Genomic DNA, 17,263 nt, shown 5'->3' with positions numbered 1-17,263 from the left:
GCAATCGCGGCCCGCGCGCAGCTCAGCCGCCCAGCGTGCCCATCGTGAAGGTGTAGCCCGAGCTCATCAGGAATTCGCGCATGCGCATTTCCGCGCGCCGTGGTGAGGCCAGGTTGGCCGGCGCGTACAGGGCATACACCAGGCCCGACCCTTCGATATGCTCGCGGCGCACCCCGCAGCGGGCGGTTTCCGAGGCGATGACCCATCCGTCCTTCAGCCGATCAGGGCCAATGGATTGCCCGTTCTTCAAGCGGAAGGTCAACCAGCGCACATCTGCCGTGACTTTGCTCATTTCCGTTTCGCTCCGTGGCTGGAACGACGCGTGATGTCCTTGCTCGCCATTGCGGCTCCCTGAGACGTGGAACTCGACCATAGCGCCTTTCCATGTCGTGGCCCGCTGAGACTGGTGACCGGGGCGTGGCGGACTGCTGCAGGTGAAGCAGCGCGGCGTCGGAAATGGCGGCGGCAGGGAGCATCCTGCCGGCGCAGTTCACAGGCAGGGAACCCGACTCACGCAGCGCGGTCGCTGCCCTGGTTCAAGGCGTGCAGCGCATCGGCCAGCGCCTGGATTTCGGCACGCAGGGCCAGCCGCTGCAACCACCGCCCGGGGATTCCGCGCGCACCATGGAATGCGCCCGCCAGCTGCCCCGCAATGGCGGCCGTGGTGTCGGCGTCCTCGCCAAGATTGGCCGCCTCGAGTACGACGGCTTCAAAGGTGTCGTGGCGATCAAAGCACCAGAGTGCAGCTTCCAGACTGTCGACAACATAGCCATTGCCACGGATCTGCTCACGCGCGGCACCGCGGTAGCCGCCCGCCGCGATCTGCCGCAGCCGCGCGCTCTCGACAGGGACATTGCTGAGATCCAGCACCGCGTCACGGGTGCCACCTGCCAACGCCCGCTCCAGCGCGACCGCCAGCAAGCGGCACGCCTCCAGGCACTCCTGCGCAGCGTGCGTCGTTCGCGAACTCAGCTCGGCCATTGCCTGCAGGTCGGGAGTCCCGGCGTAGCGCAATGCCACCGGCGCCAAACGCATGATCGAGCCATTGCCAGCGCTGCGTGGGTCGTCACTACCCGCCAGCGGTTGGCCGTCCTGCAGGAACCGGTCGATGGCAGCCCGCGTTGCCATACCGATATCGAAGCACTCGCCGGTCGCACTCCAGTACCCATGCCGGTACCAGTTGGCGTAGCGGTTCATCTGATCGTGCACATCGAAGGTGTCACAACGCACCAGGCTCTCGGCCAGGCACATCGCCATGGAGGTATCGTCGGTCCATTGCCCCGGCTGCAGCTGGAACGGCCCACCACCCACCATGTCGGTGATCGGGGTGAAGCTGCCACGAGGCTTGAACTCCAGCGTGGTACCGACGGCATCGCCGCACGCGAGGCCGAGCAAGGCGCCGCGGAAGTGATCAATCTGGTTCATCACACGAGTGTAGCGCCACCGCATCTGCCATGACTGACTGCCAGGCCGCGCAATGATCGCGCGAGCGGGAAAGCGATCGCAGCCAACAAAAAAGCCCTGACCGGAGTCAGGGCTTTTCAATTGGAGGCCTCAAGCGGAATCGAACCGCTGTAAACGGATTTGCAATCCGGTGCATAGCCACTCTGCCATGAGGCCAACGTACTGCGCGCCAGGAACGTAGCCCTGACAAGACAAAACCCCAAGATGGGGCCTGTCGGAACATGGAGCGGGAAACGAGACTCGAACTCGCGACCTCAACCTTGGCAAGGTTGCGCTCTACCAACTGAGCTATTCCCGCGTAAGCCGACATGCTACCGGAAATCCGGAAAACACACCAGCGATTTCACTTTTCTGACTGCGCGCAAAGCCTTGTGGCCCAACGCGCCCCGCCTTGCCGTGGCGGGAGAAAAACAAGGCCCCTACCGGGGCCCTGTAGAATCTGGAGCGGGAAACGAGACTCGAACTCGCGACCTCAACCTTGGCAAGGTTGCGCTCTACCAACTGAGCTATTCCCGCAGATTCCATTCGACCTGCGTCGAAGGAGCGCTATTGTGTCCAAATTCCTTCACGCCGTCAACAGTCTTCACATCATGCGGTCACGGGCGTCCGCACTGGGTTACGCTGCCCCGCCCAAGCACGGACACCCCCGATGCCGAGACGCTACGTCCGCCTGTTCTGGTTGCTGGTCGCGCTGACCTGGTTGGCGCTGATCGCCGCACTTGTCAATGCTGGCTTCACTCCGGACTACTGGCTGCTGCATCGCCTGGAAGGCGCCCAGCTGCCCTATCCGACCAGCACCGTCATCGTGTTCGCATTGCTGGGCACGGTTGAACTGGTGGTGGCGGCGCTGATCGTGCGCCCGTGGAAACTCAAACGCCTGTGGCTGCGCCTGCTGATCGCCTTCGCCCTGCTGCTGGTGTGGTCGATACCGTGGATGCTGTCGGCGATGCACCAGCCGCCGGTACAAGGCATGCACCTGCTGTGGTTGCTGCTGCTGGACGTGGGATTGCTGCTGGCGCTGTGCGGGGTGTCGGCGGTGAGTGCATGGCGGGCGTTCATAAGCTCACCGCATGGCTGCCGCAGGGAGAAGACGCGCAGAGATGGCCTACGCATTTCAGAATAGTTGCATGGACCCGCAGCGGACCGGCGAAGGACAGTACCTGACCCGAGGCCCACAGCGCCGGCAATACTTTCACTGCCGCTGCTCTGCATATGCCTCTGCCAAACCGGGATAAATCATGCAGCAGTCGAGCCAGCGGGCATCACAGCTCCCCGACGACGCGGATCCGCTTGACGCAGCGTTGCCAGCAATGGCTGGAGACCGCCCGATTACGCCCTTGGAACTTGCCACGCGACTTTCCGCAGCCTGCCCCTTTCAGGTCGTCCGATACGCCGACATCAAGGATGAGGTACCGCAGGACTCAACATACGCACCAGAGCACTACGTCTGGGGTGATCCCGATGAGTTGGTTCTCTTGGTTGATGGCGACCTCAAGCTCGACACGCTGGACCTGGACGACCCGCTGGCCCCGTGGCGGGAAGAAGATCTTGGTGCGTACATCCGTTTCATCTTGGTTCGCGGCAATGCAGAGATAGCACGCCATGTTCACAGCCTTGAAACCGACGGCGCATGCGGATTGCTTGTCTCGGGCGACCTGACGACAACCAATGCCATCGTCGGCGGACAGGAAATCCGCGTAGGCGGCAACCTACTGGTCCGCGAGCTGTTCTGGGGCGACTACAACCACGGGGAACTGCACGTGGTCGGGAACACCCAGGCAGCGCTTCTCATTCAGACCGACTACTCCATGCAATTCGATGGCTCGGTTCACTGCATTCGCAGGATGGACGACGAAGCCATCATTGACGACGGAATTGAGCAGATCATCGAACCCGATTGTCTGTTACGCGAATCCGAGGGTCCGGACAGCTTCTGGTCATTGGACGCGGGAGCCATGCTGCAAAGGCTCACTGCCGGGAAGAGCGTCATCCGTGCGGAGGGTCTGTCAGCGCGAGACCCGATGCTATGCACAATGAACCTGTTTAGCGACGCCACTGTCAGTGCAGAAAGCCTGCTACGCATTTGTGGAGAAGACATGCTTCCCATGGATACCCGGACCTATGAATTCCACCGCAGCGGCATCTCACTTCTAGCAAGTGCTGGCACCGCCAACGCCGACGCCGACGCCCGCGTATACACCGTGCAGATGGAAGATCCTTCGAAGAACATCGCTGCACGCCTCGTAATGTGGCGCACCGATGCAACCGCCAGCACCACGGCCTCTTACATAGGAGGTGCTGGATCTGGCTGGAGCCTACTGAAGTACATCTGCAGCGATGCTGGACAGGATCAGCGCGAATGGGACGAGGTTGAGTCACATGACATCCAGCCACCCTTCATCGCACTCATCCTCGGCGGGTGGCGATTTCTTGAGGAAGGCGCATCGAACCGAAAAAGGACTGCGGAGACAATTTCAGCGGCCGAGATACGCGGTCTACTGGCGCTTCCGATCTGTCAGCCATACGACGACTATGGCGATGGTGACCGTTGCGGATTGTGGGTGGGTCACTGTCATGCGGCGTTTCGCCAAGAGAAACGCGGGCCCGGCAGCGAGGGGCCCATGCTCCGACTTTCACGGGAACTTCAACAGACCGACGGTAGCAGCGTCACCGAAAGCTACTACTACTACGTTGAGACCTGCATGGATGGACGGGAGCGCGTTCACATTCGTTACAAGGCAGACCTACGCACTGAAGACTCGCCGGTTCAGATAGATCCTGTCGGAGGGGAGGCGCTGGCCGACGCACTACAACTTTTCAAGCGTGGCGCAAGGGAAATGCACGGCACAAATTCAGGCCTACTGAAAGGAAGAACACCCTACTTCGCAAAAGATCATGCGTTCGCGGTGAACTTCTGGAAGCAGCAGGGATACCTGCCCGAGTAGATGCCAGAGTTCTTTCAGAAACCGACGGCAGTCCAGGCCTTCTAGCTATCCGCATCCGTTATATGGCTGCTGGCCTTCGCACTCATCCATGCCGGCTTCAAGCCAGACTACTGGCAACTGTGTCACATCGAGCCCGGGACACTGCCTTACCCCACAGATTCAGTCTTCACCTTCGCGCTGATCATTCTGGTGGAGATTGTTGTCCTGGGCCTGATCGTGCAGCCATGGCGGTTTCACCGCCTGTGGCTGCGGATGTTTGTCTGTGCCTTTCCCTGGCTGGGCTGGACAGTACTTTGGGGCGTGACCGCCAGGCACCAATCACCCGTGCGCGATGTGCATTTGAACTGGGTGCTCGCCGTTGCCGCCTTTCTTCTTGTGGCACTACTGGTCGTGGTCGCGGCCTCCGCCTGCCCGCGCCTACGCCGCTGGCTCAACGGCTGACCGGACCTACTTCCGGAACTCTACCCGCACATGCTGGCCGAAGCGCGCCTTGGCCTCGCCATCGAACTCCAGCACACACTCCACCACCTTGGCCACGCCACGCCCTGCATCTTCAGGCAGGCGTGCCTGCGCGAACACAGGGCTGATGCGTACCACGCGTGCGGTCGGCAGCGTGCCGGTGTTCTCGGCACCATCACTGTCCGGTACCACCGCCGCTTTCATGCCTACCTGCACCGCATCGGCGTAGGCGGCGCTCAGTTCGGCACGCACCTGCAGCGGGCGCGCCGGCAACAACGAGATCGCCGGCTTGCCGGCCTGCACGAAGGCACCGACGCCCGGCACCTGGCCGACCACGGTGCCGGCTTCCGGCGCACTCAACGACATCTGCTGCAGTCTCAGCTTCGCGTGCTCCAGCTTGTGCTGCGCCATGTCGACCTGCGCACCGGCCACGTCGACATCGGCACGCACACCGGCCAGCTGCTGTTTGGCCGCATCGGCCTGCTGGTTCGAGGACACACCTTCGCTGGCGCCCGTGGACAGGCGGGTGGCGTTGCGTTCCAGTTCGCGCAGCTGCGCCTGGCTGCCCTTCAGGCGGTCATTGGCCAAGGCCAGATCGGCGGTGGCCATTGCCACTTCCTGCTGCAACAGGGCGCCATCCAGCGACAGCAGCAACTGCCCCTTCTTCACCGTGGCGCCTTCCTTCACCGGCGCTGCAGTGATCGAGCCATCCACCGGCGGCGCCAGTGCGATCAGGCCACCTTCGACGTCAATGATGCCCCGCGCCACGGCGACCTTGCCGGCGGCGGCAGTACCCTCCTTGCCTGAGGGGGCCGATGCAGCGGTGGGCGCTTCCCTGGAACAGGCGCCGAGCAGCAGTGCCGCGGACAGGGCCAGGCTGAGGGGAAGCAGATGCGACGTCTTGGTCATGGGGCGGACTCTACGGTTTCGTTCTGGCGGCGGTCATCACGGACCATGCCGTCTTCCATGGCGATCACCCGATCGGCATGCCGGATCAGGCGCGGATCGTGGCTCACGCACAGCACGGTGGCGCCATGCGCACGTGCGTAGCGATGCAGGATGTCGATCACGCGCTGGCCGTTCTCGGCATCCAGCGCGCTGGTGGGTTCGTCTGCGAAGATCAGGGTCGGCGACTTGGCAAACGCGCGGGCAACCGCCACGCGCTGTTTCTCGCCACCGGACAGCTGAGCCGGGCGCATGTGGCTTCGATGGCCGAGGCCGACTTCTTCCAGCGCCTTGCGGGCCAGCGGCTCGCTTTCGCGATTGCGCATGCCGCGGTAGCCCAGCGGCAGCTGCACCTGTTCCAGCGCAGTCAGTGCCGGGAACAGGTTGAAGCCCTGGAACACGAAGCCGACATGGTGCAGGCGAAAACGCTCCACTTCATTGCGGGTCATGTGGCCCACGTCCTGGCCCAGCGCGTGCACGCGACCGCCATCGGGTGCGGACAGGCCGGACAGCAGCGACAACAGCGTGCTCTTGCCGCAGCCGGACGGGCCGGATACCAGGGTCAGCTCGCCGGGATAGATGTCCAGCGACAGGCCGCGCAGCACCGGCACCTGCACATCACCGGACATGAAGCCTTTTTCCAATGCGTCGGCCCGCAGGGTCGGAGCGACGGCGCGTGTAGAAGTCATCGGCCGGTCCTCAACGCAGCAGCAACGATGGATCGGAGCGGACGACACTGCGCACCGCCATGATGCTGGAGAGCATGGCCATCACCGCCACCAGCGCCACGCAGCCGAGGATCACCATCGGTGTCAGCTGCACCGGCACGCGCTGGGTCTGCGCGATCAACAGGACCACCGTGCTGAAGGCTGCCGCCAGCAACATGCCCACGCCGCCGATCAGCAAGGCCTGCTCGAACACCACCCGCGCCAGCGCGTAGCGACCGGCACCGAGCGCATTGAGCGTGGCGTACTCGCGCACTGAGCCAGCCACCACCGACGCGAACGACTGGTTGGTGATCACCGCGCCGACGAAGCAGACGATGACGGCCATGAACAACACCGCGATGCCCGCGCCGGTATCGAACAACCAGTACTGCTGAGAGCGGCTGGCGAATTCCGGCGCGGTCCAGAACTCGACCGGCGTGGCCCGGCCCATCGACGCGGACAAGCGGTCACGCACACGACCGGCCAGGGCCGGCGAGCGCAGGCCCGCCACGAAGTAGGTACTGCCCTCATGTGGGTCGGTACCGGCGATGGCACGCGCAGTATCCAGCGAGGCCAGCACGTTGACGCCGCCCAGGCCCCGCAGGCCCGGTTGTGCAGCGACCACGCGCACCGCCTTGCCATTGATCCAGGCACGGTTGTTCTGCAGGTCCACGCCCAGCGTATCCAGATCGGCGCTGTCGACGATCACCGCACCCGGCTCGCGCAGCTGCGCGCGCAGGTTGGCAGGGAGGATGCGCGCGAACATCATCGCATCGTCCCGGGTGGAGATACCGGACAGGTACACCGACACATTGCCGGTGCCCTGCGCGCCGGATCGCCATTCGCCATCGACCCACTCGTAGGGCTCGACGCGGGTGACATCCGGGTCCATGCGTAGATGGCTTTCCACATCCGCGCTGATTGCATGGCCGTAATTCACACTCTGGGTGCCGGGGAAACCAGCCCAGATATCAGCCGAGGACGCTTTCACATAGATCGCAGCGGTACCGAAGATGCCCAGCACCAGTGCGGCCTGCACGATCAACAGCACACCGGCAAAACACATCGCCAGCACCACCGGCAGGAACCGGCGCCACTCATAGGCCAGGGTCTTGCGGGCGAGTGCGATCATTGTGGTTCGCCCTCACCCTCGGCAGGCAGCGGGGCGCCGCCGAGGGCGCGGTACAGCGATGCAAAGGCCAGAACGCGCGCACCCTGCGCAGCGATCAGATCAGCCTGCGAGGCGAGTGCGGCGCGTTGCGTGTCGAGTCCATCGAACTCGCTGGACAGACCCAGCTGCACCTGCCGCGCCTGGCGCTTGACCTGCTGCCCGGCGGCGTCGTTGGCCGCGCGCAACGACTGGATGCTGCTGTCCTGCCGCGCCAGGCTGCCCAGCGCGCCTTCCACTTCGCTCACGCCTTCCAGCACCGCCTTGCGGTATCCGAGCAAGGCGGCATCCAGCTGCTTTTCATTGGCATGGAAGCGCGCGCGACGCTGGCCCCAGTCCCATAGCGGAATATCGATGTACGGGCCGATCGACGGGCTCGAATCGGAATTGGAGCGGGCGTTCTGGGTGAGGTTGTACGCGTACAGGATGGAGCCGCCAAGGCTGACCCGTGGATACATCGCTGCGCGCGCCGAACCCTTGCTGGCCGCTGCCTGCATCACCTCTGATTCGGCCAGCAGGATCTGCGGGCGGTAGCGCAGCAGATCCGCAGGGACCTGCTGCAGCGAGAATGCACCGAGCTTCGGCGGCGCGCGGTACGCGCGCCAGGCGGGATCCGGCCCGTCACGCCCCAGCAGCAGCGCCAGCGCGCGGGCCGCGTTGTCCGCATTTTCGCGGGCCTGCGCCGTCGCTGCCCGGGTCGCCGCCTGGCGCGCGCGCAGGCGTTCCAGCTCGCCCGGCTCATCCAGGCGCAGGCGCAGGCGAACCCGTGCCAGTTGTTCGCCGCGATCATCCACGGCCTGCTGTCTGACCAGCAGATCCTGCTGGGCCTGCGCTACGGTCAGGTCCAGATAGCTGCGCACCACGTCGGCAATCACCGCCACTTGTGCGGCATTGCGCAACGCCTCAGCATTGCCGGCCGAGGCCTGCGCGCTGAGATGGGCACTCTCGGCGGCGCCGAACAGGCCCAGGTCCCAGATCGCTTCGATGCCTGCATGGAAATAGGTGTCGACCGCGGCGGCGTCCTGTACCTGCTTGGCGCTGGCCGAGATCTCCGGCAGGAAGCGCGAATCCGAGGTGCCGGCGACGATCCGCACTGCTTGCAGGCGCAACGTGGCCTGCTGCAGATCAAGGTTGCCGGCGATGGCTTGATCGACCAGGCCGTCCAGCGCCGGGTCGGCCAGCACCTTCCACCACTGCCTGGCATCCACCGCCACGCCCTGGCCCTGCGGCACCTGGGTCCAGGTGCTGGGTGTGCGATCAGGCAGGTCCGGAGCCGGCACCGACATGCAACCCGCCAGCGCCAGGCTGGTCAGCAGCGCGCCCGGGCGCAGCACTGCCTGCAGGGAGAGTCCGCGCCCGGTCCTGGGCACTGCCACTGGAGTGATACGCCTGACCACCAGCCCGCCAACGTGTAGAAGGAGCATGAAGGCTACCGTGCGATTGTGGAGCGAACATGGAGAATTGGTCCGAAAACGGTCACAACACGCGTGCGGTTCAGGCAACGATGGTGTTGGCCTTTCGCCAGCCTTTCAGTGCATGCGACGCGCGGAACGCTGGTGCAACATCCAGGCCATTGCGTCTTGTTGACGCGCTCTCCGCTTCCCTCGCCTGCGGTCGTCCCCACGACCGATGCGTCCCGCCATTCCGATTGCGACACTGACCTCGGATTCGTCACGCCGGGCGAGTGATATCACGCCCGCTATGAAGATGCCGTGGCGCGACTGTAGCGGCCCCTGCCGCCAACATCATGACAAATGAAAAACGCCCCCTTTCGGGAGCGTTCTTCATGAATCTGGAGCGGGAAACGAGACTCGAACTCGCGACCTCAACCTTGGCAAGGTTGCGCTCTACCAACTGAGCTATTCCCGCAGATTTCGTTCGACCTGCGTCGAAGGAGCGCTATTGTGTCGATATCGCTGCACGGCGTCAACAGGAATTTTCACGGGAAGCGAGGGACGGCGCCCAGGCACGCCTGCCGGTACCCTTCACGCGCGTACGCCACGACGATGGAAATAGATCTGCTCGGCGATGCGCCGCGTGGCGGACGTATGCAGCAGCGCGTTGAACGGCCAGTCCACCTGCAGATGATCCATCGCCCAGCGCAGCAGGCGCTTGCCATGGAACGCCGGCGCCACCTGCTGCGCCACCCGTTCCGCTTCCGGCCCTTGCCCACGCAGATGGCGGGCAATCGCCTCGCCGACCGCCCAGCCATGCCGCCACGAGGAGTGGATACCCCCGGCGGAGAGCGGCGAGACGATGCCCGCCGCGTCGCCGGTCAGGATCAGCCGGTGGCCAGTGATCGGGCCATCCGGTCGGCCGCAGGGCACCAGGCCGGCGCGGGTGGCCGAGGGGCGCGCCGAAGGCGGAATGTTGACCACACCGCGCACGTGGTCGAGGAAACCCTCAATGTCCGGCGGCCGCACCCGTTGCGGATCGTGACGCAGCGCCAACCCGACCTGCAGACCGCTCGGATTCTGGGCGCCCCAGCCGATGTAGCCCGGGGCGTAGCGCTTGCTGACGAAGCAATGCAGCGCATCGCCCTGCGCCACCTGCTGACCGGCGAACTCACGTTCTACGCCGTAGAGGTTGTCACGTACCTGGCCGAGGCCGGTGCGCCGGGCCACGCGTGAGCGCGCGCCATCGGCGCCAGCCAGATAGGCGCAGCTCCCTGCCCCTTCCACCTGCCAGCCGTCACCGCGGCGATGGGCGTCGGTGAAGGACTGCTGCAGGCGCAGGTCGACACCGTTCGCATGCAGTTCGCTGGCCAGCCAGCGCATCAGGTTCGGCGTATCGGTGGTGAGGAAGTAGTAACCCGGTGCGGCCAGCAATACGCTGCGCAGGTTCGGCGCATAGAGGCGCACGTTGGCGACCCGTTGCACCAGATGTTCGGGCATGCGCCCCAGCCAGGTCTGCTCCATCGCTTCCTTCACCACGATGCCGGTGGTGTGCAAGCGCTCGCCGGGGTCGGCCTTGCGTTCCACCACGCAGACGCGCAGCCCGTACTGGGCAGCGGCCAATGCGCAGGCGGCACCGGCGAAACTGGCGCCGACGATGACCACATCATGGTCGTAGGCGGAAGGAGTTTGGGGCATGGCTGCATCGCCTTGGAGAATCGGAGATGCAGGTTCGCCAGCGCGGATGGTAGGGCGATGGGGTGTGGGTGAAGTGGGGATGAAGCCACCTCTTCCGATCAGCCAGCAATTCAGAAAACTTGTATGGACTGAGTCAGGATGACCATCGATATTTTGCGGTCAGTGAATCACCAAGCCAGTCTTGGGGATTGCCAATCAAACCGATACCCGTCACATGAGAACGGCAAGCTGCAGGTGAGCATTGGCAGAAGCGATTGAACGTTGTCAATCGGCCGGCGGGGAACTGAACACTCCACGCAACGTCTTCTCCCAATGGAAATCAGGGACGAGCGACCAGCCCGGATCAGAACATTCGAGAACGCACATGGATCACTTTGACCATCTTGGATACTACTACGGCGAAGAAGAAATCCAGCACCTTCTGATGGAGCTTGGCATAGTCGATGTTCCCGTGTTGGAATCCGAATGGACGGATGCCTACCTATCAAATGAGTCACTAGGTATCGAGCTGACCCTCTCGGATTCTGAGTCTTTGGTCTCCCCTGCCCGCGACTATCCGACCAATGCGCTGGTGCTATCCAACTTCCGCTACTACGGACGGCAGATTGGGGACTTTTCCATTTACCAAGGTGCCTTGCCCCACGACCTCACTTTCGGCCAAGGCAGGGACGAAATCCTGTCAATGTTTGGCGAACCAGAATGGAAGAACCCGGAGAACAGCCGCATGCGCTGGATATGCGGCAACTATCGAATCCATATGACATTCGACAAGCACGGAAAACTGGCGATCGTCTCCGGAGGGTTGCCGTTCTAGGCCCTCTTCCTGCAATGCACCTAGCCTCGCAAGCAGATGGCGATGCCCACCACATCAAGCCACTCCCATACTCTGCTCGAAATCACCTCGGGGCACGTTGACGGCCCATAACGAAAAACGCCCCCTTGCGGGAGCGTTCTTCTTGAATCTGGAGCGGGAAACGAGACTCGAACTCGCGACCTCAACCTTGGCAAGGTTGCGCTCTACCAACTGAGCTATTCCCGCTTGGGAGGCGAAATTTTACCTATTCCAAGAATGGCGTCAAGCGCTTTTTTCAGGACCTGCGAGACGCCCAGCACCGCGCTATCCACGCATGGCGTGGATCTACCACGGCATCCCCGCAAACCGATGGATCCGCACCATCCGTGGACGCAGCATTTCCAGTACATCCACGCCATGCGTGGATAGCGCATCGATGGGGTCAGAGCCCTTTCCTTCGGAAAGGGATCCGACCCCGGGGCTCAGTTGCCCAGCTTCTTCTGCCGTGCACGCTCGCGCGCGGCGCGCTCGTCATCGCGCAGGCTCGGCCAAGCGGCGTGCAGGTACTGCAGGCCCGACCACAGGGTCAGCACGGCGGCAATGGCCAGGGTCCAGTCGCCGATGTGGAACACCGGCCAGCCCATCCAGATGTCTTCCACCGGCACGTTCGGCGCCACCGAATACAGCAGGCACAGCAGCGCGACCATCTGCGCGGTGGTCTTGATCTTGCCGATCATCGCCACGCGCACCTTCGCGCGCTGGCCCAGCTCGGCCATCCATTCGCGCAGCGCCGACACCGCGATCTCGCGGCCGACGATCACCGCCGCCCAGAACGCCATCCACGGCGTCGGGTGGCCCTGCACGATCAGGAACAGTGCCACTGCCACCATCAGCTTGTCCGCGACCGGGTCGAGGAACGCACCGAAGGCCGACTCCAGCTGGTAACGGCGTGCGATCCAGCCGTCGAGCCAGTCGGTGATCGCGGCCAGGCCGAAGATCGCCGCCGAAGCGAAGTTGGTCCAGGTGTAGGGCAGGTAGAACACCAGCACCAGCACCGGGATCATCACGATCCGCAACAACGTCAGCCAGGTGGGCAGGGTCAACTTCATGCTTGCGTGCTTCTCTCTCTACTCGGCCGCATCAGGCGTGGCCAACCCGTGCAGGTTAGCGTAGATACGTGCCGCGAGGGCGTCATTGATGCCTTCCACCTTGGCGATTTCCGCTTCGCCAGCGGCTTTCAGGCCCACAAGACCGCCGAAATGCTTGAGCAGGCTGGCGCGGCGGCGCGGCCCGATGCCGGGGATATCCTCCAGCTTGCTGGTCATCCGCGCCTTCTGGCGGCGCCCCCTGTGGCCGGTGATGGCAAAGCGATGCGCCTCGTCGCGCACCTGCTGGATGAACTGCAGCGCCGGGTTGGCCGCGCCCGGGCGCAGCTCGCGGCCATCGGGCATCACCAGCGCTTCGTGGCCGGCGCGGCGCTCCACGCCTTTGGCCACGCCCACCAGCAGCACGCCTTCCACGCCCAGGTCGGCCAGCGCGGCCTGCGCCTGCGCCAGCTGACCGGCACCACCGTCGATCAGCAGTACGTCCGGCAGCACGCCCTGCTCTTCCACCGCACGGCGGAAGCGCCGATCGATGGCCTGGCGCATCGCGGCGTAGTCGTCGCCCGGCTCGATGCCGCTGATGTTGAAGCGGCGGTACTGCGCGCGTACCGGACCGGCGGCGTCGAACACCACGCACGAGGCCACAGTGGCCTCGCCCAGCGTATGGCTGATATCGAAGCACTCGACCCGCTTGACCGGCTCGGCCAGGCCCAGCATCTCGCGCAGTGCATCGCTGCGCGCATGCTGCGCATTGCGGCTGTTGAGTTCAGTGGCCAGGGTCAGCTGCGCGTTGCGGCTGGCCAGCTCCACATAGCCGGCGCGCTCGCCGCGCACGTTCCACTTCAGCTGCACCTTGCGCTCGGCCGAGGCCGACAGCGCCGCAACCAGCAGGTCGGCATCGGGAATCTCGCGATCCAGCAGGATCTCGCGCGGCGGCTCGAATTCGATGTAGTACTGCGAGACGAACGCGGCCAGCACTTCCTCCGGACTCTCCTCGCCGTTGGTACGCGGGAAGAACGGGCGGGTGCCGAGGTTGCGGCCATCGCGGAAAGCCAGCAGCAGCACGCAGGCCTGCGAACCCTGCATGGCCACCGCCAGCACGTCCAGGTCGGCGGCGCGGCCGTCCACGTACTGGCGCGTCTGCATGCTGCGCAGCGAGGAGATCAGGTCGCGCAGGCGCGCGGCCTGCTCGAACTCCAGGGCCTCGCTGGCGGCCTGCATCTGCTCGCCCAGCTCGCGGGTCAGCTCGTCGCTCTTGCCTTCCAGGAACAGCGCAGCACGGCGCACCGATTCGGCGTAGTCCGCGGCCGGCACCAGCTCCACGCAGGGCGCGCTGCAGCGGCCGATCTGGTATTGCAGGCACGGCCGCGAGCGGTTGCGGAACACGCTGTCCTCGCAACTGCGCAGCTTGAACAGCTTGTGCATCAGGTTCAGCGTTTCGCGCACTGCGGTCACGCCCGGATACGGCCCGAAATAGCGGCCGGGAATGGCGCGCGGGCCACGATGCAGGGCGATGCGCGGCCAGTCCTCGCGGGTCAGCAGCACATGCGGGTAGGTCTTGTCGTCGCGCAGCGAGACGTTGTAGCGCGGCGACAGCGACTTGATCAGCTGATTCTCCAGCAGCAACGCCTCGGCTTCCGAGCGCGTCACGGTCACGTCCATGCGCGTGATCTGCGAGATCATCGACATGATCCGCGCGTTCTTCGGGCTGCCGTTGAAATAGCTGCCGACGCGGTTGCGCAGCGCGCGCGCCTTGCCCACGTACAGCAGGGTGTCGTCGGCCGCGTACATGCGGTACACGCCGGGGGCGGTGCTGAGCTGGGCCGCGAAGGCCTTGCCGTCGAAGGCCGGGGCGGGAACGTCGGTCATTCGCTGATCGGGACTTCGCTGAGCACGCCGCTGTCGGGGTCGAATCGCAGCACGGCATGGGCGTCGGTCTCGGCGATCCACACCGCACCTGCGCCCACGGCCAGGCCAGCCGGGCCGTGCAGGCGGCGCGGCAGCGGCTGGGTGGTCAGTTCACCGCCGCCCAGGCGCAGCGTGCGCAGGCGACCGTTGCCGGTGTCGGCGATCCACAGCAGCGGGGCGTCCGCGCCCAGTGCGATCGCCTGCGGGAACTGCAGGCTGGCCTGCGCACGCGGGCCGTCTTCACTGCCGAAGCGCCACGGCCCCTGCCCGACCAGTGTCTGCACCAGGTCACCACGCAGTTGCAGTGCACGGATCGAGGATCCCAACGCATCGGCGACGTACAGCACCTGCTGCACCACGGCCAGCGCGGTCGGTTGCGCGAAGGCAGCCAGATGACCACTGCCATCACGCTCGTCGATGGAACCACTGCCGGCGCGCCATTGCAGGCTGCGCTGGCCCAGGTGGTAGCTCCAGATGCGGTTGTCGCCGGCCATTGCGATGTGCAGCTGGTTGTCGGCGATGGCCAGGCCAACCGGATGGTCCAGCGAGACCTGCCGCGCCTGCGCCACCGGGCCCTCCACCGGCGCGCCGGGTCGCCCGTTGCCGCACAGCGTGTCGACGATGCCGGTCAGCAGATTGATGCGGCGCACGGCATGGTTGCCGGTATCGGCGACGTACAGCGAATCGCGCTCCAGCACCAGCGCCTGCGGGCGGTGGAACGCCGCTTCGGCGAGATTGCCATCCATGAAATCGGCGGTGCCGAGGCCGAACTGACGCAGGATGCGGCCGCCATGGCTGCATTCGAGAATGCGGTGATGACCGCTGTCGGCGATGTACAGACGTTCGGTGCTGACCGCCAGCCCCTGCGGGAAGCGCAGGGCCTGGCGCGGTTCCGGATGCAGTTCGCTGCCGCCACGCGGCGGCGCCGAAGGTGCGCCGTGGCACAGCGCGTTCAAGGCGCGCTCCAGTTCACCGGGCGCGCCCTGCCCGACCAGCCGTTGCTGTTCACGGCCCTGCGCGTCCAGCAGCACCATGGTCGGCCAGGCGGTGACGCCGAAGCGGCGCCAGCCATCCCAGTCGGCATCGAGCAGCACGGGCATGGTCAGGCCCTGACGGCGCAGCAGCTTCAGTGCGGCCGTGGCATCGCGTTCGAAATCAAAACGCGGCACCTGCAGCACCAGCGGCTGCAGCTTGCCCGGGTGGCGCGACAGCCATTGGCCGAACTCGGCCAGGCGTTGCGCACTCCAGGCGGAGGCCGCATTGACGAACAGCAGCGCGACCGGCCGGCCGCGCAGTTCGGTCAGGGTGCAGGGAGTGGCATTGAGCCAGGTGGCGAATTCGGGCAGGTCCGGGACGGGCTGGACGTTCATGACCTGATTATGCCGGAGTCGGCGTCATGCAACAGTCGTGCCACCGCACGTTTTGCAGCATCGTCGACCAGCGACCAGACCTGTTCGAAATGATCGCTGCCGCCGGTGTAGGGATCAGGGATGGTTACCCGCCCCTGCCCGCCGGACCAGGGCAGATACAACGCCAGCCGTTCACGCTGGGCCGCCGTCGCCAGGCGCCCGGCATCACGCAGGTTGGCCTCGTCGGCACACAGGATCCAGTCGAAACGTTCGAAATCCACGGCCTGCAGCTGGCGTGCGCGCAGGCCGCCGATGTCCACGCCGTGCCCGGCCGCGCAGGCGATCGCGCGGCGGTCCGGCGGCTCGCCCACGTGCCAGTCGCCCGTGCCGGCCGAATCGACCTGCACCCGCCCGGCCAGCGGCGAGGCATCCAGGCGTGCGCGCAGCGCGCCTTCGGCCATCGGCGAACGGCAGATGTTGCCGAGGCAGACGACCAGCAGCCTCATCGCGCGGCCATCGCCTGCAGCAGCCCCTCGGCGCGCTCCAGGTCCTCGGGCGTATCGATGCCCGGCGGGAACGGCTCGGGCGAGATCGCCACGCTGATCGGGTAGCCCGCTTCCAGCACGCGCAGCTGCTCCAGCGATTCGACCTGCTCCAGCTGGCCCGGCGGCATCGCCGCGAACTGCTGCAGGAAGCCGGCGCGATAGCCATAGATGCCGATGTGGCGCAGCCAGTGATGGCCGTCCGGCAGCGTGTCGCGGCTGCGTGCGAAGCCGTCGCGGTGCCAGGCGATCGGCGCGCGGCTGAAGTACATCGCCTCGTTGCGCACGTTGCGCACCAGCTTCACGACGTTCGGGTCGAACAGGGTGTGCGCGTCCTCGACGGTCGTGGCGAGAGTCGACATCGGCGCAGTGCCAGCGACCAGCGCATCGGCCACCGCGCGGATGCCGGTCGCCGGCGCGAACGGTTCGTCGCCCTGCAGGTTGACCACCACCGTGTCATCGGCCCAGCCGGCAATGCGTGCGCACTCGGCCAGGCGATCGGTGCCCGAGGCATGCGTGGTCGCGGTCATCGCCACCTTCACCTCGGCCAACCCGGACAGCGCATCGGAAATGCGTTGGTCGTCGGTCGCCACCCAGACCTCGCGGGCACCGGCCTGCAGCGCGCGGCGCGCCACATGCAGCACCAGCGGCTCACCGCCCAGCGGGCGCAGCGGCTTGCCCGGCAGCCGCGAGGCGGCAAAGCGGGCCGGAATGGCGACGACGAATTCGGTCATGCGGGCGGTTCTCGGCAGGCTCGTTACAACGGGAATGCGGCCAGCGGCGCGTGA

The 17,263-nt window shown here is 65.4% G+C and carries 16 protein-coding genes and 5 tRNA genes; 4 read left to right on the top strand and 17 right to left on the bottom strand.

Annotation, left to right across the window (positions count from 1 at the left end; genetic code table 11):
* Window positions 1–22: 22 nt before the first annotated feature.
* From ABGA94_RS14395 to ABGA94_RS14375, 5 genes are all read right to left on the bottom strand, one after another.
* The gene (locus ABGA94_RS14395) at window positions 23–292 is read right to left on the bottom strand and encodes a hypothetical protein (RefSeq protein WP_005415995.1); all 270 of its coding nucleotides are present in this window, start codon (window positions 290–292) and stop codon (window positions 23–25) included.
* Window positions 293–510: 218 nt separating this feature from the next.
* Entirely contained in the window at window positions 511–1,425 is a 915-nt protein-coding gene (locus ABGA94_RS14390; protein WP_111108373.1) for an ADP-ribosylglycohydrolase family protein, read from the bottom strand.
* 121 nt (window positions 1,426–1,546) lie between these two features.
* A tRNA-Cys gene (locus tag ABGA94_RS14385) sits at window positions 1,547–1,620 on the bottom strand.
* Window positions 1,621–1,686: 66 nt separating this feature from the next.
* Window positions 1,687–1,762: transfer RNA gene (locus ABGA94_RS14380), tRNA-Gly, on the bottom strand.
* 142 nt (window positions 1,763–1,904) lie between these two features.
* Window positions 1,905–1,980 (bottom strand) — tRNA-Gly (locus ABGA94_RS14375).
* Window positions 1,981–2,113: 133 nt separating this feature from the next.
* Between ABGA94_RS14375 and ABGA94_RS14370 the strand changes: the two genes are divergently transcribed.
* The 3 genes from ABGA94_RS14370 to ABGA94_RS14360 all read left to right on the top strand — a co-directional run bounded on the left by ABGA94_RS14370 (window position 2,114) and on the right by ABGA94_RS14360 (window position 4,850).
* Window positions 2,114–2,587, top strand: a complete 474-nt coding sequence (locus ABGA94_RS14370; RefSeq protein ID WP_005415993.1) for a hypothetical protein — start codon at window positions 2,114–2,116, stop codon at window positions 2,585–2,587.
* Window positions 2,588–2,702: 115 nt separating this feature from the next.
* A complete protein-coding gene (locus tag ABGA94_RS14365; RefSeq protein WP_375367598.1) occupies window positions 2,703–4,409 on the top strand; it encodes a hypothetical protein in 1,707 nt (568 codons plus the stop codon).
* Window positions 4,410–4,598: 189 nt separating this feature from the next.
* A complete protein-coding gene (locus tag ABGA94_RS14360; RefSeq protein ID WP_229301604.1) occupies window positions 4,599–4,850 on the top strand; it encodes a hypothetical protein in 252 nt (83 codons plus the stop codon).
* A gap of 6 nt (window positions 4,851–4,856) precedes the next feature.
* Here the strand turns inward: ABGA94_RS14360 and ABGA94_RS14355 are convergent, their stop codons facing one another.
* The 6 genes from ABGA94_RS14355 to ABGA94_RS14330 all read right to left on the bottom strand — a co-directional run bounded on the left by ABGA94_RS14355 (window position 4,857) and on the right by ABGA94_RS14330 (window position 10,780).
* Complete coding sequence (locus ABGA94_RS14355) at window positions 4,857–5,777, bottom strand: HlyD family secretion protein (RefSeq protein ID WP_049431501.1); 921 nt, start codon at window positions 5,775–5,777, stop codon at window positions 4,857–4,859.
* Window positions 5,774–6,502 (bottom strand): ABC transporter ATP-binding protein, encoded by a 729-nt coding sequence (locus ABGA94_RS14350; RefSeq protein WP_032954076.1) that lies wholly within the window; start codon window positions 6,500–6,502, stop codon window positions 5,774–5,776. The genes ABGA94_RS14355 and ABGA94_RS14350 overlap by 4 nt, the downstream gene beginning before the upstream one ends.
* Before the next feature lie 10 nt (window positions 6,503–6,512).
* Window positions 6,513–7,652: an ABC transporter permease gene (locus ABGA94_RS14345; RefSeq protein ID WP_262221450.1), complete on the bottom strand. Its 1,140-nt coding sequence runs from the start codon at window positions 7,650–7,652 to the stop codon at window positions 6,513–6,515.
* Complete coding sequence (locus ABGA94_RS14340) at window positions 7,649–9,112, bottom strand: TolC family protein (RefSeq protein ID WP_111174720.1); 1,464 nt, start codon at window positions 9,110–9,112, stop codon at window positions 7,649–7,651. The genes ABGA94_RS14345 and ABGA94_RS14340 overlap by 4 nt, the downstream gene beginning before the upstream one ends.
* Window positions 9,113–9,481: 369 nt before the next feature.
* Window positions 9,482–9,557 (bottom strand) — tRNA-Gly (locus ABGA94_RS14335).
* Window positions 9,558–9,673: 116 nt separating this feature from the next.
* Window positions 9,674–10,780 (bottom strand): NAD(P)/FAD-dependent oxidoreductase, encoded by a 1,107-nt coding sequence (locus ABGA94_RS14330; protein WP_375367594.1) that lies wholly within the window; start codon window positions 10,778–10,780, stop codon window positions 9,674–9,676.
* A gap of 364 nt (window positions 10,781–11,144) precedes the next feature.
* On the opposite strand from ABGA94_RS14330, the gene ABGA94_RS14325 reads away from it, so the two are divergent.
* Window positions 11,145–11,594, top strand: a complete 450-nt coding sequence (locus ABGA94_RS14325; RefSeq protein ID WP_057500270.1) for a hypothetical protein — start codon at window positions 11,145–11,147, stop codon at window positions 11,592–11,594.
* A gap of 149 nt (window positions 11,595–11,743) precedes the next feature.
* On the opposite strand, the gene ABGA94_RS14320 is transcribed toward ABGA94_RS14325, so the two are convergent.
* The 6 genes from ABGA94_RS14320 to kdsB form a co-directional block, all read right to left on the bottom strand.
* Window positions 11,744–11,819: transfer RNA gene (locus tag ABGA94_RS14320), tRNA-Gly, on the bottom strand.
* Between the two features lie 236 nt (window positions 11,820–12,055).
* Window positions 12,056–12,682: a CDP-diacylglycerol--glycerol-3-phosphate 3-phosphatidyltransferase gene (gene pgsA, locus ABGA94_RS14315; RefSeq protein WP_005412825.1), complete on the bottom strand. Its 627-nt coding sequence runs from the start codon at window positions 12,680–12,682 to the stop codon at window positions 12,056–12,058.
* Between the two features lie 18 nt (window positions 12,683–12,700).
* Window positions 12,701–14,545 (bottom strand): excinuclease ABC subunit UvrC, encoded by a 1,845-nt coding sequence (gene uvrC, locus ABGA94_RS14310; RefSeq protein WP_053500510.1) that lies wholly within the window; start codon window positions 14,543–14,545, stop codon window positions 12,701–12,703.
* Window positions 14,542–15,954 (bottom strand): hypothetical protein, encoded by a 1,413-nt coding sequence (locus ABGA94_RS14305; protein ID WP_111174715.1) that lies wholly within the window; start codon window positions 15,952–15,954, stop codon window positions 14,542–14,544. Before ABGA94_RS14305 ends, uvrC begins: the two co-directional genes overlap by 4 nt.
* Entirely contained in the window at window positions 15,951–16,439 is a 489-nt protein-coding gene (locus ABGA94_RS14300; protein WP_375367591.1) for a low molecular weight protein-tyrosine-phosphatase, read from the bottom strand. Before ABGA94_RS14300 ends, ABGA94_RS14305 begins: the two co-directional genes overlap by 4 nt.
* A complete protein-coding gene (gene kdsB / locus ABGA94_RS14295) occupies window positions 16,436–17,209 on the bottom strand; it encodes a 3-deoxy-manno-octulosonate cytidylyltransferase (RefSeq protein WP_053500516.1) in 774 nt (257 codons plus the stop codon). The genes ABGA94_RS14300 and kdsB overlap by 4 nt, the downstream gene beginning before the upstream one ends.
* Between the last annotated feature and the right edge of the window lie 54 nt (window positions 17,210–17,263).

This window comes from Stenotrophomonas sp. 3diitr2024, assembly GCF_042136455.1.
Taxonomy (GTDB): domain Bacteria; phylum Pseudomonadota; class Gammaproteobacteria; order Xanthomonadales; family Xanthomonadaceae; genus Stenotrophomonas; species Stenotrophomonas sepilia.
Note: the sequence above shows the minus strand (reverse complement) of the source record. Positions and strands in the feature narration are given on the sequence as shown.

Coding starts and splice junctions, on each gene's coding strand:
- ABGA94_RS14340 (WP_111174720.1), bottom strand. CDS start 9,112: ATGCTCCTTCTACACGTTGGCGGGCTGGTGGTCAGGCGTATCACTCCA.
- ABGA94_RS14390 (WP_111108373.1), bottom strand. CDS start 1,425: ATGAACCAGATTGATCACTTCCGCGGCGCCTTGCTCGGCCTCGCGTGC.
- ABGA94_RS14365 (WP_375367598.1), top strand. CDS start 2,703: ATGCAGCAGTCGAGCCAGCGGGCATCACAGCTCCCCGACGACGCGGAT.
- kdsB (WP_053500516.1), bottom strand. CDS start 17,209: ATGACCGAATTCGTCGTCGCCATTCCGGCCCGCTTTGCCGCCTCGCGG.
- ABGA94_RS14345 (WP_262221450.1), bottom strand. CDS start 7,652: ATGATCGCACTCGCCCGCAAGACCCTGGCCTATGAGTGGCGCCGGTTC.
- ABGA94_RS14300 (WP_375367591.1), bottom strand. CDS start 16,439: ATGAGGCTGCTGGTCGTCTGCCTCGGCAACATCTGCCGTTCGCCGATG.
- ABGA94_RS14330 (WP_375367594.1), bottom strand. CDS start 10,780: ATGCCCCAAACTCCTTCCGCCTACGACCATGATGTGGTCATCGTCGGC.
- ABGA94_RS14325 (WP_057500270.1), top strand. CDS start 11,145: ATGGATCACTTTGACCATCTTGGATACTACTACGGCGAAGAAGAAATC.
- ABGA94_RS14395 (WP_005415995.1), bottom strand. CDS start 292: ATGAGCAAAGTCACGGCAGATGTGCGCTGGTTGACCTTCCGCTTGAAG.
- pgsA (WP_005412825.1), bottom strand. CDS start 12,682: ATGAAGTTGACCCTGCCCACCTGGCTGACGTTGTTGCGGATCGTGATG.
- ABGA94_RS14305 (WP_111174715.1), bottom strand. CDS start 15,954: ATGAACGTCCAGCCCGTCCCGGACCTGCCCGAATTCGCCACCTGGCTC.
- uvrC (WP_053500510.1), bottom strand. CDS start 14,545: ATGACCGACGTTCCCGCCCCGGCCTTCGACGGCAAGGCCTTCGCGGCC.
- ABGA94_RS14370 (WP_005415993.1), top strand. CDS start 2,114: ATGCCGAGACGCTACGTCCGCCTGTTCTGGTTGCTGGTCGCGCTGACC.
- ABGA94_RS14350 (WP_032954076.1), bottom strand. CDS start 6,502: ATGACTTCTACACGCGCCGTCGCTCCGACCCTGCGGGCCGACGCATTG.
- ABGA94_RS14355 (WP_049431501.1), bottom strand. CDS start 5,777: ATGACCAAGACGTCGCATCTGCTTCCCCTCAGCCTGGCCCTGTCCGCG.